This window comes from Chitinimonas sp. (assembly GCF_041904975.1).
Lineage (GTDB): Bacteria > Pseudomonadota > Gammaproteobacteria > Burkholderiales > Chitinimonadaceae > Chitinimonas.
Genome location: NZ_JAYRLZ010000070.1, coordinates 2484 through 17270, shown reverse-complemented (window position 1 = coordinate 17270; position 14787 = coordinate 2484). Strand labels below are relative to the sequence as shown.

Genomic DNA, 14787 nt, shown 5'->3' with positions numbered 1-14787 from the left:
GGCCGACCCGGCTGCGGTCAATTTCTGCCTGATGCTGGCCTTCTACCTCGGTGACTATGTTGCCAAGGCCACAGGTGAGCAGCTGGACTGGCATGCCTATGACGACGCTGGCGAACTGGTCAATGAAACAGGCCTGCCGCGCGCTTTTTTCTCCAGTGTGTTTGGTCGGATAGCCGGCAAATACTTTCTCCCGCTGGGCTGGATCGGCAGCCGCCTATTTGGAAACGACAGTCAAATAAGCTGTCGCGACTATATCGATGACTATTGCCAGAAAGTAAAAACTGCTCGCCCGGCCGATGAAGATGCCTGGTGTGCAGATTATTTGAACCGTTTTTTCGCTGGCCGGCCAATTCCTGGTAATGGCATGGCCTATCGCGAGCAAATCGAAGCGCTGGCGCTCGATTACAGCCACGACAGCCTGCGCCGCCTTGATCAATTTCTGGCCCATTTGCGTACCCATCAGACTGCCAGTTACGAGGAATTCGTACTGGGTGATCAGACTAGCAATATGCTGTTGCTGCTTGGCTACTATCTCGGCAGCACCATTGCCCGAGTCGGCGGCTTGGCAATTCGCTGGTACAACCATGAGCAATTGAATAATCAAATAGAGGGCGGACTTCCCAAGCAGTTTGAAACAACCATGGGTGCATGCTTAATGGTCGTTTACTGCTGCCGCTGGATCTACTGGCCGAAGCTTTATTTGGCGACCAGCCGGTACGCAGTATTTACGAGCACTGCACAAAAATTATCGGCCAGGGCCAAGAACGATTGCAGTCATTGTCGAGACCCACCAATGGCAATGCATTAAGCAACCTGCCCGATGGCTGGAGTGAAATCATCAAAAAAGGGGGGAATCTGGCTGCGTTAAGCATGAGCAGCGTAGCAGCTGGCAACCGGAAAATTCCTATCTTGCTTCAAGTTGGAAGTGCAGATGAGCATACCTTTGTCACCCTGATGCATGAGTCGCTGGATGCTGCTATCGACGAGGGCCAATCAAGGCTGGCAACCAATCCAGATGGATTGAAATTCCAAGGTTTGATCTACGACGCCTATGCCAATCTGCCTAGCGGCCGCAGCGATGCACTGGTGCTTGAACTACGCCGCTACCAGCCGGAGGCACATTCACTGATACTGTTTTTCCCCTACCGCCCTGCTAACCATCCAAATGGCTTTGCGCTATACGCGCCATGGTTAAAGGACGGATCACTGACCGCCGATCAATATCCCGCGCTAGCCGAGGCCCTGTATCGCGGCCTGGACAGCTTCAAGCTTGATGATTTTTCCTGGCAGGCAAAGGAAGGCGCAGATCATCCATCTCCTGCAAAGGACCCCGTTCTTCCACGCGATATTGCCATTCAACTTCGTCAGTCGCCGAACCTCGCTCGAGAACTGCACATCAAGATGCCAAACTGGGCAAAACACGATGAGCTAAGGCCCCTGTTCGACAGTACGGACGCCTTATTGCTCGAAGGTCGAGTAGTCTGGGGGGTAATCGTCCAGGCCAACAATTTATTGCGCAAGCCCGGCGCCGAGCCCGGTCTTCCTGGCGAAGTAATCTACGATCCACAAGGCCAACTGCCCACAGAAACCTTGCGCGACATTGCCCGCAAGCTGCATATGCTGCACGATCCGGAGGATTCAGATTTACGTGCAATTAGCGAGCATCTTGCAAACGGCTATAGCCGAGCATTCGGCCTCACCGTTCCCACGCCGTTTTCGCCAGTACCGCTCAAGCTGTCCACCACCTATTTTGAGCGCAAACAGTTGCCGGGGAAAAAGCTATCGGATGCTGTACTCCCCATATTGATCAGCGACGCCCACCCTGGTTGCATAATCCCACTGCCAGCGAGATTTTGGCCAGCAGTGCTATTGGCCAAATGGACCGACACAGTCGCCTCGCCACTGCCAAACGGAACAAGCACCAAACGAAGCTTTCTTAGGAAACCACTCCCTAATGGCTACGCAGAGCTATCCTCTGGGACGATGATGTTCGTCATTGAATATCTCTTTGGAGCTGGGATGCATGGAGCAGTGACCATGATCGGTACAATTTTTATTATTACAGGAATTTATAAAATCTTAAAAAAGAAGCAGAAATAATTAAACGTCCCTGAACAAATCGAGTTTGCAACCTCCGAAGCTCAAGCTGGTGCCCGGAGTTTCTCGCCAGCCTGTTAGCAAGCTAGCGAGAAACTCTTAGTGCTGGATGCAAAGTGGGAAATGCGAGTAAAACCAGGCAGGATTTGCTTGTTTTTTAAGCAAAGCTGTAAGATTTTACAAAATTTTCGCGGCCCAATGGGGTTCAAAGAGCCTCTCACCAGCCTGTTAGGATAGCAGTAGGTAAGTCATGGTCCATTTCTGCTCTTCTCCCCTCTCCACATAAAAGGACCTCGCTTTTCGCGCATTGGGTAGTTCGTTCATTGGCACCCAAGGCGGCCTACAAAGCCTGCAAATCCAGCTTGTCAAACAGCGCCCGATCGCGCGTCACTTCCGGGTTGCCGGTGGTCAGCAATTTGTCGCCATAAAAGATCGAATTGGCACCGGCCAGAAAGCACAGTGCCTGCACCGCTTCCGGCATTTGCTGGCGGCCGGCCGACAGGCGCACGAAGCTGCGTGGCATGGTGATGCGGGCCACCGCGATGGTGCGCACGAATTCGCTCCAGTCTATGCCTTCCACATCGGCCAGCGGCGTGCCTTCCACCTTGACCAGATTATTGATCGGCACCGATTCGGGCTGCGGGTCGAGATTGGCCAACTGGTTGATCAGCCCGGCGCGCTCCTCGCGCGATTCGCCCATGCCGACAATGCCGCCGCAGCAGACATTCATGCCCGATTCGCGCACCTGGCGCAGGGTGTCGAGGCGGTCGTCATAGCCACGGGTGCCGATAATGTCGTCGTATTTTTCCGGCGCGGTATCGAGGTTGTGGTTGTAGTAATCAAGCCCGGCCTCTTTCAATTCACCGGCCATGCCTTCCTTGAGCATGCCCAGGGTGGCGCAGGTCTGCAGGCCCAGCGATTTCACCCCGGCGATCATCGCCTTCACCTCATCCAGATCGCGCTGCTTCGGGCCACGCCAAGCGGCGCCCATGCAAAAGCGCGAGGCGCCGGCTTCCTTGGCGGCGCGGGCGGCGGCCATCACCTCATCCAGCGGCATCAGGTCCTGGCTGGTCACGCCGGTGTCGTAGCGCACCGACTGCGGACAGTAGCCGCAATCCTCCGGGCAACCGCCGGTCTTGATCGACAGTAGCGTGGACAGCTGCACCTTGCTTGGATCGAAATGCTCGCGATGCACGGTCTGGGCGCGAAACAGCAAGTCATTGAACGGCAGCGCAAACAGCTCGGCCACCTGCTCCACCGTCCAGCGCGTGGTTTCGGCGTGGGGCTTGAGCGGCTTGTGGAAAACCAGGGCTTGGGAGGTAATGGCTTGATTCATGGCATGGGGGAAGTGGGGATTTGGCGCGGATTCTTGTCCCCTTGATTGCAGTTGTCAAATTTCGCCGCGAAAAAATTCAACAGCCACCCAAAAATGATGCAGGGTGCCCACCCTGTACAGTGAGCAGCAGGCCACCCCTGCGACCATTTCAAGCAACAGAAAACGCCGCCACAGAACACAAATGCGCCACGTCGCGGGCCGCTTCCGACGCCACTTATTGCGGCATTGCGCCTCATGATCTTTGCCCGGAGCAAGTCACAACGGCATATCGGCCACGGAACGCCTTGGGATGCAGTTCAAAGCAAGCCAGGTTTGCCAGGCTAGCAATGCACGACTATCCCGTAGTCATCAGCTCATCCACCCACTCCGCAAACCCCAGCCCGCCCGGTGCGCGGGTGATGTGGGCCGGGCGCTGGGCCAGGTTGGGTAGATGCGCGGCGATATTGGCGACGCCCACGCTGTGGGGAAAGAAGCCGAACATCGCCGCATCATTGGGTGAATCACCGACATAGGCGCAGTGTTGCTGCATTTGCGCGGCTTGCCAGCCATGGCGCTGCGCCAGCCAGCGCTGCGCGCTGGCGAGTTTGCTGAATTCGCCCAACCAGGCGTTGATATGGATGGAGCTGACCGCCGCCCTGGCGCCGCCCGCCTGCAGCATGGCCAGCGCGCCTGCGATGGTAGCGGCCGGCACGCCGGCTACCTCCTGGCCATGATCGAGTGCCAGGTCATAACGGCGATAGGCTTGGTCCTGCGCCAGCTGCAACTGCGGGAAGCGCGCAATCACTTCGGCGGCGAGGCGATGCAGGGCTTCGTGATGGCGGGCGCGCGTGGCTGCATCGTGGCTATCGTGGTAGATCAGGTGGCGCCCTTGTCGCTCGATGGTAAAGGCGCCGTTTTCGCCGATCACCGCGCTCACCGGCCAGGTGCGCGCCATCTGGTCGCACCAGCCGGCGCAGGCGCCGGTCACCAGTACGATCTCGCAGCCGCGTGCCGCCAGGTTGTGCAGGGCGGCCAGCGCCGCAACCGGCAGCTGGCCCTCCCAGGTCAGCGTGTCGTCGACATCGCTCAGCACGACCTGCGGCCAGGCATGGGGCGGGTGATTCATCATGCAGCTAACTCCAGAAACAGGGGCTGGTGGTCGGACAAGGCAGTGGCTTCATCGGCCCACAGCCGGTAACCCGCCGGCGCCAGGCCCGGGCCAAGCAGAAAATAGTCGCGGCAATGGGCGCCTTCGGGCCATTGCGCATGGTTGTGCACGCCACAGCTGCGCGGATACCCGGCCGCCGATTGCGCCACCTGCCAGTCGGCAATATCGAGTGCGCTGGCGTACTCCATGCTGCCGGCCGCACAGTTGAGGTCTCCGCCCAGCAGCACCCGGCTGGACAGGGGCAAGGGCTGGTACAGATCGCTTGCAAGATCCGGCAGGGGCGCGAGGGTATCGGCAGCGGCGGCGCATTCGGCAAACAGCGCCCGCAGCGCCGCCAGCTGCGCCGCCCTTTGCAGTGCACAGTGGTATTCCAGATGAGTGGTGATCACATTCAGCCATCCATCTGGTGTGCGCACCACCACTTGCAAGGCGCTGCGCGGCATATGGCGCGGGGCGGTAGTGGCCGGTTGCGGCAGGCGGTGCGCCCGCACCTGGGCCAGCGGCAGGCGACTGCCGATGGCGTTGCCGAACTGCTGGCGCTGGCCGTGGCTATCGAACCAGTCCAGCGCCGGCGCAAAGGTCCAGCGGTAGTCGGGCAAGGCGGCCTGCAGTCCGGCCAGGTAGGCGGAATCGACCTCCTGCAACAGCAGCAGCGTGGCATCGTAGTCACGCATGGCGACCCATTGCGCCTCGCTGGCCGGCTGGCCGGCGGCGTCGCGCCCCTGCTGGATATTCCAGCTGACGATGCGCATCACTTCACCCCGGCGCTCATAAAGGACTGGATGAACTGGCGCTGGAACAGGATGAAGGCCAGCAACAGCGGCGCAATCATCATCAGCGTGCCGGCCGACAATACCCCCCAGTCCACACCGGTTTCCGGCGCACCGAACAGCGCCATGCCAACGGTCACCGTGCGGCTCTGCGCGGTATTGGTCACGATCAGCGGCCACAGGAAGTTGTTCCAGTGGTAGCTGATCGACACCAAGGAATAGGCGATATAGGTGGGTCGGGCCAGCGGCACATAGACCTGCCACAGGATGCGCAGCCGGCCCAGGCCCTCGATGCGCGCAGCATCTTCCAGCTCCTGCGGCACCATCATGAAAGTCTGGCGCAGCAGGAAAATGCCGAAGGCGGAGGCGATATAGGGCAAGGCTATGCCAGCGGTATGGTCGATCAGGCCGAGCCGGGCAATGGTTTGATAGTTTTCGGTGATCAGCGCTTCCGGCATCACCATCAGCTGGATCAGCACCAGGCCAAACAGCAGGCTGCGGCCACGGAACGGCACCCGCGCCAGCGCATAGGCGGCCAGTGTGCATACCAAGAGCTGCGCCGCCAGCAATAGCAGCACCAACAGGGCGGAATTGAGAAAATAGCGGGCAAACGGCGCCACCTGCCAGGCTTCGCTGAAATTGCGCAGCGATAGCGGCGCGGCAAGGCGCAATTGCACCGCATCGCTGCCGTTGTGAAAAGCCGCCCACAGCAAAAACAGCAAGGGCGCCATCCAGAGCAGGCCGAGTAGCCAGGCGAGCGTGCGGGAAATGGCATTGGGCAGGCGCTTCATCGGTAGTGGACCCGGTTACGTGTCAGGAACAGCTGCACGGCGGCACAGGCCATCAGCAGAATCAGCAGAAGCACCGCCTGGCTGGCGGCATAGGCGCCATCCTGAAAGCGGAAGGCAGTTTCAAACAGGTAGTACAGCAGCAGGGTACTGGCATTGTTCGGCCCGCCCTTGGTAAGGATGAACAGATGATCAACCAGCTTGAAGGCATTGATCAGCGCATTCACCGCCACAAACAGGGTGGTCGGCCCCAGCAGCGGCAAAATCACGCGGCGCAGGCGATAGCTGGCCGAGCCGGCCTCCAGCCGCGCCGCATCCAGCACCTCGGGTGGCATGGCTTGCAGGGCGGCCAGATAGAACACCATGAAAAACCCGGCTTCCTTCCAGATGGTGATGCTCATCAGCGCCCATAGCGCCGTGTCGGCCTGCCCCAGCCAGTTATGGCCCGCCACATGCAGCTGTGCCAGGCCACGATTGAGCAGACCGATATCGGGCGCGTAAAAAAACAACCACACATTGGCAGCTGCCACCATCGGCAGCACCGTTGGGGTAAAGAAAGCCAGGCGCAACAGGCTGCGGCCGGCAAACGCGCGATTCACCCACAGCGCCATCAGCAGCGCCAGGGCCATCGACGCCGGCACGGTCACCAGCGCGTAGAGCAGATTGTTGCGCAGCGCGGTGCGAAACACCGCATCGTCGAGCAAGTTGCGGTATTGATCGAGACCGACAAAGCTGGGCGGCGCGCTGGCGGTGGTCTGCACAAACAGGCTGTGCCACAGGGTGGCGCCCATGGGCAAGTAGGTGAAGCCTATCAGCAAGATCATGGCCGGCAGCAGCAATAGCCAGCCATATAGCCAGGAGGGGGTTCGCAGAATCATGTCAAACCGTGCTTGGAAAACAGGTGAATCGAAAGGCGGTCAGCATGCCTGGGTAGCGGGCCACGCGCAGCGGCCCTAGGGCATCAAGCCGCAGCGCTTGGCCCGCGCCCAGTTGCAACAGGCCAGGCTTGCCCCGGCCTGATGCCGCGCCGCTCAGTTCTGGTAGGGCTTGAGAATGCGGTCAGCCTGTGCCTGAGCACTGTCCAGCGCGGTCTTGGCATCTTGCTGGCCGGTCAGCACCGACTGGATGGCGTCATCGAGCAGCTTGCGCACCTTGCCCGCCTGATGGGTGGACAGCTCCGCAGTGGATACCGCCAGCTGGTCGCGCGCTACCAAGGCTTGCGGCACCTTGGCGGTATAGGCCTTCAGCGCCGGGGTGTTGTAGCTCTCCGGGTTGGCGCCGATATAGCCGGTGGCCACGCTCCACTCGGCCGCCCGTACCGGGTCGGTCAAGAACTTCACCAGCTTGTAGGCGGACTGCTGCTCGGCTTCGCTGCCGCTTTTCATCAGATAGAAATTGCCGCCGCCAGTCGGTGAGCCTGCTTCGCTATTGCCGGGCAGCGCAGCCACGCCCACCTCGAACTTGGCTTCCTTGAGAATGGCAGTCAGATTGCCGGTGGAATGCCAGATGATGGCCGATTTGCCCTCGACGAAGTTCTGCCGCAGCGTGCCCCACTCCACGACGCCGGTCGGCATCACCTTGTCCTGAGTGCTCAGGCTGGACCAGAAATTCAGACCCTCCACCACTTTGGGTGCATTGAAGAAGGTCTTGGTGCCGGCCGGATTCATCAGTGCCTGGCCGTTCTGCTTGGCCAGTGCGCCAAACATCCAGTAGGCATAGCCGGTGGACGGAATCATCAGGCCCCAGCGAGTGGTGGCGCCGCTGGCATCGTGCTTGACCAGCTTGGCGGACATCTGGCGCAGTTCGGCCCAGGTCTTCGGCGCCTTTTCCGGGTCGAGGCCGGCTTCCTTGAAGGCGGTCTTGTTGTAGAACATCACGATGGTGGAGCGCTGGAACGGAATGCCCCAGGTCTTGCCCTCATCGCGGCCGTTCTGCATCAGCGCCGGGTAAAAGCTGTTGAGCCAGGCTTTGTCTTCGGCCGTCTTGGCAAAGTCGTCGAACGGGCGGATCACGCCCATATCTTTCAGCTCATGCAGGTCGATGGAAAACAGCACCGACGTCTGTACCGGTTTGCCTGCCTTGAGCGCTGCCAGTGCCTTCAGGCGGGCATCGTCGTAGCTGCCGGCATAGATGGCATCGACATCGATATCGGGATTGGCCTTCTTGAATTCATCCACCAGGCCATCCACCACCTTGGTGAGCGGGCCACCTACCGCAATCGGGTAGTACAGGGTGACCTTGGTCTGGGCGGCAAGCGCCCATTGGCTGCTAGCAAGGGCAAGGGCGGCAATCGGGATCAGCTTACGCAGGGAGAGCATGGAGACTTACCTTTGTGGGTGAGGGGATGGATTGCTGGGTGTGGCTGCAAAAATGGCGCTCGCAGTCGGTCGGCCAACCGAGGGTGAGGCGGCTTCCCGCTGCCAGATCGAGGCGACCGGGTTGCTTGACCACACAGGGCTGCCCGTACAGCTCGACATGAATCAGGCTGTCGGCGCCGTGGTATTCGCAGCGCTGCACGGTGGCAGCATGCGGGCCGTGCTGCTGGATGTGCTCGGGCCGGATGCCGCACAGGCTGCTGGCGTCGCGCCCGGGCAGGCGCAGCAGATTCATCGGTGGCTGGCCGATAAAGCGGGCGACGAACAGGGTTTGCGGGGCTTCATACAGCGCCTGCGGGCTGCCGACCTGCTGGACCCTGCCGCCATCGAGCAGCACGATCTGGTCGGCCATGCTCATTGCTTCGATCTGGTCGTGCGTCACATAGATCAGGGTGAGGCCCAGCGCTTGCTGGAGTGTGCGCAGCTCGCTGCGCATATCGGCACGCAACCGGGCATCGAGGTTGCTGAGCGGCTCGTCCATCAGGCAGACCGGATGCTGCGACACGATGGCGCGCGCCAGCGCCACCCGCTGGCGTTGCCCACCGGACAGCGCCGCCGGCTTTTTATGCAGATGGCCATCGAGCGCCACCAGGGCGACGGCCTGATCCAGCCGCGCTTGCTGTTCATGCTTCGGCAGCTTGCGTGCCTTTAGCCCAAACAGGATGTTCTCGGCCACATTCAGATGCGGAAACAGCGCATAAGACTGGAACACCATGCTCATGCCGCGCTCGGCTGGCTCAAGGTGGGTAATGTCGACGCCATCGCTAAGGATGCGCCCACCATCTGGCGTATCCAGGCCGGCCAGCAGGCGCAGTAGCGTGGTCTTGCCACAGCCGGACGGGCCGAGCAAGGCGGTGAACTGCCCGGTCGGGATGCTGAGGCTGATGCCATCGAGCACCACCCGCCCGCCCCAGTGCTTGCTCAGGCCTTCGATCTCCAGTGCCATCACGCCGCTCCCTGGCAAACGGTGAAGTCGACGCCGAACTTCTGGCAAAGCTGGGCCAGCGCCGGATTGTCCTGGTCGGTAAACAGGGCATCGAAGGCATCGAGGCTGCCGAGCCGGGCCGAGGCCAGGCGCTGGTATTTGCTGGCATCGGCCAATAGCCAGTGCTGGCGGCTGTGCTGTAGCAGCACTCGGGTCAGTTCGGCCTCTTCCTGCTGGAATTCCAGCAGACTGCCATCGGCGGCGATGCCGGCAATACCGCACAGGGCAATATCAGCTTCGAAGCGCTCGAATGCCTGCAAGGTTTGCAGACCCATCAGGTCTTGATCCGCCTGGCGCAAGCGCCCGCCAGTCACCCAGGTTTCCACCGCCGGCTTATCCAGCAAGGCGGCCAGCGCCTGCAGATTATTGGTGATCACCCGCAGCGGAAGATCGGCGGGTATCAGGGCCGCCACCTGCTGCACCGTGGTGCCATAGCCAAGAAACAAGGTGGCATGAGGCGGCAGACTGGCCACCACCGTACGCGCGATGCACTGCTTGCTGAGCAGATTCTCGGCGCTGCGCTTGCTGAAACTCTGGTTGTGCTGCGCTGCCGGCAGGCTCAAGCCGCCATGCTGGCGCCGCACCAGGCCCATGGCGCTGAGCTCGTTGATATTGCGGCGTATGGTCTGTGAGGAGACGGCAAAACGCTGCGACAACTGATCGGTAGACAAATGGCCTTCGGCTTGCAGCCAGGCCATGATCTCTTGCTGGCGTTCGGTGAGGGTATTGAATGTCATGGGGACTTATTCAAGATGCAAACAGCGGCTGGAATTTCATTCGAAACTTTCAAATGTTCATTTGAAATAATGATGGGGTTTTGTTGCATCGTCATGACAGGAGCGATGATCGCATCGCCACCCGCATGTGCATTGGCGGCACCGTACAGCTGCCGCATCTGCGCTTTCTGCACGCATTCAAGAAACAGAATCCAAAAAGGATCTTTATTTCCAGCGGGTCATCTGCCCAGTGCAAGAGGTAAGCCTGCTCTGCACCTGCAAGTCTCTCCCCGCGATGTCCATGATTCGACCACCAAAAGTCTGTGGACACAGAGCGCACCGAGACCACAGAGCACACCGAGAAAGCCCGTCTGAATCCGCTTCTTCTCGGTGTGCTCTGTGCCCTCCCTGTTCTCTGTGTCTACAGGTTTTGTGTACTAGTGCGGCGCGACATCAATGATTTTCCAACACCATCAGCTCGCCTTGCAGGCCGCGCCATCCAGCCCATAACCCTGCGCCCACAGCCACGGGCCGGGGTTGCTGGCAGTGCCATACATCAAGGTGCCGATGCGGGCGCTGCAATCCGGTTTGCGCGGCTTGTTCTTGGCATTGTTCCAATCGCCCTGGGTAGGCGCGTCGGTGCGATACACCGGCCCATTGGGCGCGCTGCTGGCATCACCGAAGCGGCCTTTGAAGCCCAGCCAGCCCTGCGCGCTGAGATCGAGCAGCTGGTACGGCGTGTCCTTGCTGCCCCCCAGACCCGAGCCAGCCGGATACAGCACTTCCTTGTCGCCCTTGTGGTTATCGATGGCCACCACCGGGAAGTAGGTGGTCGAGCCGCTGAATGCGTAAGAGCCATGGCCACCGTTGGCAACATAGATATTCGGATGGCCGCCCAGCGTGCTCATATTCTTCCAGCTCAGCCGATTGGCCTCGTAATGGGTGGATAGCGCCGCCTCCACCGCGTTGCCATTGGCATCCAGAAAGACAGTGAAACCCTCCCAGTCGCCCGGATGCTCGTTCAGCCACAGATCATGGAAATAGAAAAACCAGTACTGGATGGCGACAGGCTGCGCCTTGCTCGGATCGCGGAACAGCTGGTAGTACACCGCCGGATGGCGGCTGAGCGCGCGTGCTGCATTGGCCGGCGTATCGCTACCGGGATACACCGGCTTGAGGTCGATATAGCTGCCAGGCTGGTTATTCGGGCCGGCAGCGCCAAGACTGGCCAGCAAATTTGCGCTCAACGGCGTTGCGGTGCCGCCGGCTACCAGATTGGGCACTTTGCCGGCGCGGGTGAGGATGTCTTCCACCGCAATGGGCAAATAGTCGATATACGGGTAGCTGGCATTGGCAAGGTTGACCTTGCCGCCACTGGAAAGCCGCAATACCGGCGCATAGCGCGCGGCGAGGCCAGCATCATCCGAAGCACTGGCCACCGCTGCCTCGGCACGCAGCGTCGCTGCGGCTTCCAGCGCCGTGCTTGCTGCCGGCCGCTGCAGCGCCAGCAGCGTCTCCTGAGCAAGCAGCTGCTGCGCGGGTGACTGCAGTCTTGCCGCCTGCGCCTCAGCACGAATGGCCGGATTGCGGAAGCGGCCCGCCGCAGCAAGTGCATGCTGCAAATCCACCGCTGTATCTGCCGCCGGCAGTTGCGCCACCCAGCGGTTCAGCAGCAAGAAGGCAGCCGGACTATCGATACGGGCGACCAGATCAAATAGCTGCTGGCGATCTTCCTGGCTGGCGCCCTCATAGCTGCGCGCATAGAGCGGCAGTGCCGCCGGCAGATGCAGTTCGCGCAGCAGGGTAAGGGCTGCGGTACGACGCGAGGCATCGCCATCTTGCTGCCAGGTAGCGAGCAGCGCATCCACATCGCCAGCCGTGGCGATTTGCCGGAAGCGCTGCTTGATCAGGGCGCCTTCCTCTCCGATCAGCTCTTGCTCGACAAAGGCTTGGCGCAGGCGGGCCGACTCGCCCGGATGGTTATGATTCTGCGTCAGCAACTGGCTGACGGTATTGCGGACTATTGGCTGGGCATGCGTGGCAAGGCACGCAGCAAGCAGCGCAAGGCTGATCAGCGATTTGCGGCGGAACAAAGTCATGGCAGGGCACTTTCTGAAAAGGTTGAACTGCAACAGACCAAACGGAAGGCGGCGATTACCGGCAGGTCGACCAGCTCATCGCATGGGCTCGGCTGCCGACCCTCATACAATTCGAAACCAATCGGTTTCGTTCGAAACCATAATCAGCACAGATGACGAGCACATGAATGATTGATTAGCCTTTTGCAACACGGGAACAGCCACACGGCGCAGTGGCAAACCACTATCAGGGCCGGCAGATCATTCAGTCATCCGGCACCGGTGCGCTTCGCCGCACACTGAGGTGAATCGCGCAGACAGCACTGCGCTGCCGCACCAGACGGAGCCACCGGCCCGCCAATTGCAGCCGAGTCGACCGACCTCACCCCCTTTCATGGCAAACCGGTCTTTTCTTTTCAATTCAATACCTTAGAAAACATTTCCATTCGAAACCCTCATAAGCCGTAATACAAAGCCATGTAGCGACAAGCAGGCAGCGCCGCCGGAATATTGCACAGCTGTCTTATTTCTGACACGAGGCTGTCAGCAGCAGACCATCGCGGCAAAACCACGATGTTTCAAATACTTACCGATTTTCCGCCAGGCTACACAAGGCGACAAATCGGTGAAAAGCGCGCCTGCCACATCGATCTGAGTAATCCCCGCATTCGCCCGTCGATAAGGGCCATGTTATTATTCGCGGGTTATATCTACTTCATAAGCATTCCCTGATAATTCAGATTGCTTACTGAAATATGCAATCCGGATCAATGAATTAGTCAAGGGACAGGTTGCAGTTGAAATGAAACAAACGACATGTATTCTGGCGCTTGCCTGCTGGCTGAGCGCATGGCCGGTATTTGCCGGTATTTCCCTGAGTGCCACCCGGCTGGTAGTGGAGGCCGGAAAGCGCGACACCAGCCTCACGGTCAAGAACACAGGCACAGAGCCCTTCCTGGCGCAATCGTGGTTGCAAGCTGATGAATTCGACGATGCCGGCACCGTCAATGAGCTATGGGTTACGCCGCCGGTGGTACGAATTGATGGTGGACGCGAAGCATTAATCCGTATTCTGCCGCTGGATATCAGTCGCCTGCCCAAGGATCGCGAGTCGGTGTTTTATCTCAATGTGCAGCAAGTACCGCAGGCCAATACCGCCGCAGAAAACAAAATGGTGCTGGCTATCCGCCAGCGCATCAAGGTGTTTTTCCGGCCCGAGGGATTGACGGGCGAAGCCGATAAATCCGTCAATAATCTGCTGTGGATAATGTCGGCCAGCGATGCCACAAAATTCGAGCTGCAGGTTGAAAATCCTTCTGTATTTTCAATCAGTTTTGCTTCAACCAGCCTATATGCTGGCGACATTTTACTGGGCAAATCGCCGGCGTTTCTCTTGAAGCCGTTCGAGCGCCGCACGCTGACCATTACCCGCGACCCGGCACACTCCGGTAAGGCTGCCGAGCGCATCCATTTCGACACCATCAATGACTTTGGAGTGGTTCATGCCCACGATCTGCCGATTGGCAGTGCGCGGCCTCGCGGCTAGCGCGCTGATCGGCAGCGTACAGGCGGCCAGCACGACGTTCGAATCGTCTTTCCTGCATGACTTCAAGGGACAGACCAGCATCGACGTCAGCCAGTTCGAGCAAGGCGCATTGCCGCCCGGTCGCTATCCGCTCGATCTGTACCTGAACGATCAGCGCATCGATCAACGCATGATCGATGTGACAGCCAGCGAACAAGGGCTTGCGCCCTGCCTGGGCCTGGCCAATCTGCCCGAGCTGGCCGAATTGCTGGCCGGCGCCAGTGCGGGCTGCCTCGACCTGCCCAGCCTGATCAATGGCGCACGGGTGCAGTTTGATCCTGCCAGCCTGCGCCTCGATATCAGCGTGCCCACGCAAGCGATGCAGCGCATCCGCCAATCGTCGCTACGCCGGCAGTGGGATAGCGGCATCGATGCGCTGCTGGCCAATTACAATCTGTCGTTCAACCATCTGCCCGGCAGCAATCAGCTCAGCCTGAGTACCCAGCTCGGCGCCAACCTCGGGCCATGGCGCTTGCGCACCGATCTGGCGCTATCGCATGGGCCCGGCGGAACCGATATCGGCAAGCCGGCGCAGCTCGCTTACGGCTACCGGGAAATTCGCGACTGGAATGGCCAGTTGATGGTGGGCAATGCCCTCGCCGGTGGCAGCATGCTGGGCAGCGGGCGCATCTACGGCATGCAGTTTCACACTGATACCGAGATGGACCCGAACACCAATGCCGGCCTGCGGCCGCGCATTTCCGGCATCGCCCGGACCAATGCCCTGGTGCGCGTCTACCAGTTCGGCAATCTGATCTACAGCAATACGGTGCCGCCGGGAAACTTCCTTATCGACGATCTGCCGGTCTTGCTTGGCAACCAGGACTTGTTGGTACGCATCGAGGAAAGCGATGGCCGGGTGCGCGAATTCAATCAGCCCATCGCGGTACTGCCATCGATGCGCGCCAAT

Annotated in this window: 13 protein-coding genes; 3 read left to right on the top strand and 10 right to left on the bottom strand. The window is 60.0% G+C overall.

The window, feature by feature from the left end; all coding sequences use genetic code 11:
* Nucleotides 1-648 precede the first annotated feature (648 nt).
* On the top strand, nucleotides 649-2100 hold the full coding sequence (locus tag ACE3OH_RS08890) for a hypothetical protein (protein WP_374351004.1): 1452 nt from the start codon (nucleotides 649-651) through the stop codon (nucleotides 2098-2100).
* A gap of 337 nt (nucleotides 2101-2437) precedes the next feature.
* Here the strand turns inward: ACE3OH_RS08890 and bioB are convergent, their stop codons facing one another.
* The 10 genes from bioB to ACE3OH_RS08840 all read right to left on the bottom strand — a co-directional run bounded on the left by bioB (nucleotide 2438) and on the right by ACE3OH_RS08840 (nucleotide 12313).
* Nucleotides 2438-3433 (bottom strand): biotin synthase BioB, encoded by a 996-nt coding sequence (bioB, locus tag ACE3OH_RS08885; protein WP_374351002.1) that lies wholly within the window; start codon nucleotides 3431-3433, stop codon nucleotides 2438-2440.
* 334 nt (nucleotides 3434-3767) lie between these two features.
* A complete protein-coding gene (locus tag ACE3OH_RS08880; RefSeq protein ID WP_374350999.1) occupies nucleotides 3768-4541 on the bottom strand; it encodes an HAD family hydrolase in 774 nt (257 codons plus the stop codon).
* Nucleotides 4538-5332, bottom strand: coding sequence for an endonuclease/exonuclease/phosphatase family protein (locus ACE3OH_RS08875; RefSeq protein WP_374350997.1), 795 nt, complete (start codon nucleotides 5330-5332; stop codon nucleotides 4538-4540). The genes ACE3OH_RS08880 and ACE3OH_RS08875 overlap by 4 nt, the downstream gene beginning before the upstream one ends.
* Entirely contained in the window at nucleotides 5332-6141 is an 810-nt protein-coding gene (locus tag ACE3OH_RS08870; RefSeq protein ID WP_374350995.1) for a carbohydrate ABC transporter permease, read from the bottom strand. The genes ACE3OH_RS08875 and ACE3OH_RS08870 overlap by 1 nt, the downstream gene beginning before the upstream one ends.
* Nucleotides 6138-7016, bottom strand: a complete 879-nt coding sequence (locus tag ACE3OH_RS08865) for a carbohydrate ABC transporter permease (RefSeq protein ID WP_374350993.1) — start codon at nucleotides 7014-7016, stop codon at nucleotides 6138-6140. The genes ACE3OH_RS08870 and ACE3OH_RS08865 overlap by 4 nt, the downstream gene beginning before the upstream one ends.
* Before the next feature lie 153 nt (nucleotides 7017-7169).
* Nucleotides 7170-8456: an ABC transporter substrate-binding protein gene (locus ACE3OH_RS08860; RefSeq protein WP_374350991.1), complete on the bottom strand. Its 1287-nt coding sequence runs from the start codon at nucleotides 8454-8456 to the stop codon at nucleotides 7170-7172.
* Complete coding sequence (locus tag ACE3OH_RS08855) at nucleotides 8440-9459, bottom strand: ABC transporter ATP-binding protein (RefSeq protein WP_374350989.1); 1020 nt, start codon at nucleotides 9457-9459, stop codon at nucleotides 8440-8442. Before ACE3OH_RS08855 ends, ACE3OH_RS08860 begins: the two co-directional genes overlap by 17 nt.
* Entirely contained in the window at nucleotides 9459-10235 is a 777-nt protein-coding gene (locus ACE3OH_RS08850) for a DeoR/GlpR family DNA-binding transcription regulator (protein WP_374350987.1), read from the bottom strand. The genes ACE3OH_RS08855 and ACE3OH_RS08850 overlap by 1 nt, the downstream gene beginning before the upstream one ends.
* A complete protein-coding gene (locus tag ACE3OH_RS08845; protein WP_374350985.1) occupies nucleotides 10232-10393 on the bottom strand; it encodes a hypothetical protein in 162 nt (53 codons plus the stop codon). The genes ACE3OH_RS08850 and ACE3OH_RS08845 overlap by 4 nt, the downstream gene beginning before the upstream one ends.
* 294 nt (nucleotides 10394-10687) lie before the next feature.
* Nucleotides 10688-12313 (bottom strand): hypothetical protein, encoded by a 1626-nt coding sequence (locus ACE3OH_RS08840; protein WP_374350983.1) that lies wholly within the window; start codon nucleotides 12311-12313, stop codon nucleotides 10688-10690.
* A 781-nt stretch (nucleotides 12314-13094) separates the two neighbouring features.
* Between ACE3OH_RS08840 and ACE3OH_RS08835 the strand changes: the two genes are divergently transcribed.
* A complete protein-coding gene (locus tag ACE3OH_RS08835) occupies nucleotides 13095-13838 on the top strand; it encodes a molecular chaperone (RefSeq protein ID WP_374350981.1) in 744 nt (247 codons plus the stop codon).
* The coding region (locus ACE3OH_RS08830; RefSeq protein ID WP_374350979.1) for a fimbria/pilus outer membrane usher protein at nucleotides 13795-14787 on the top strand (993 nt) is incomplete at its 3' end. The genes ACE3OH_RS08835 and ACE3OH_RS08830, both read left to right, overlap by 44 nt.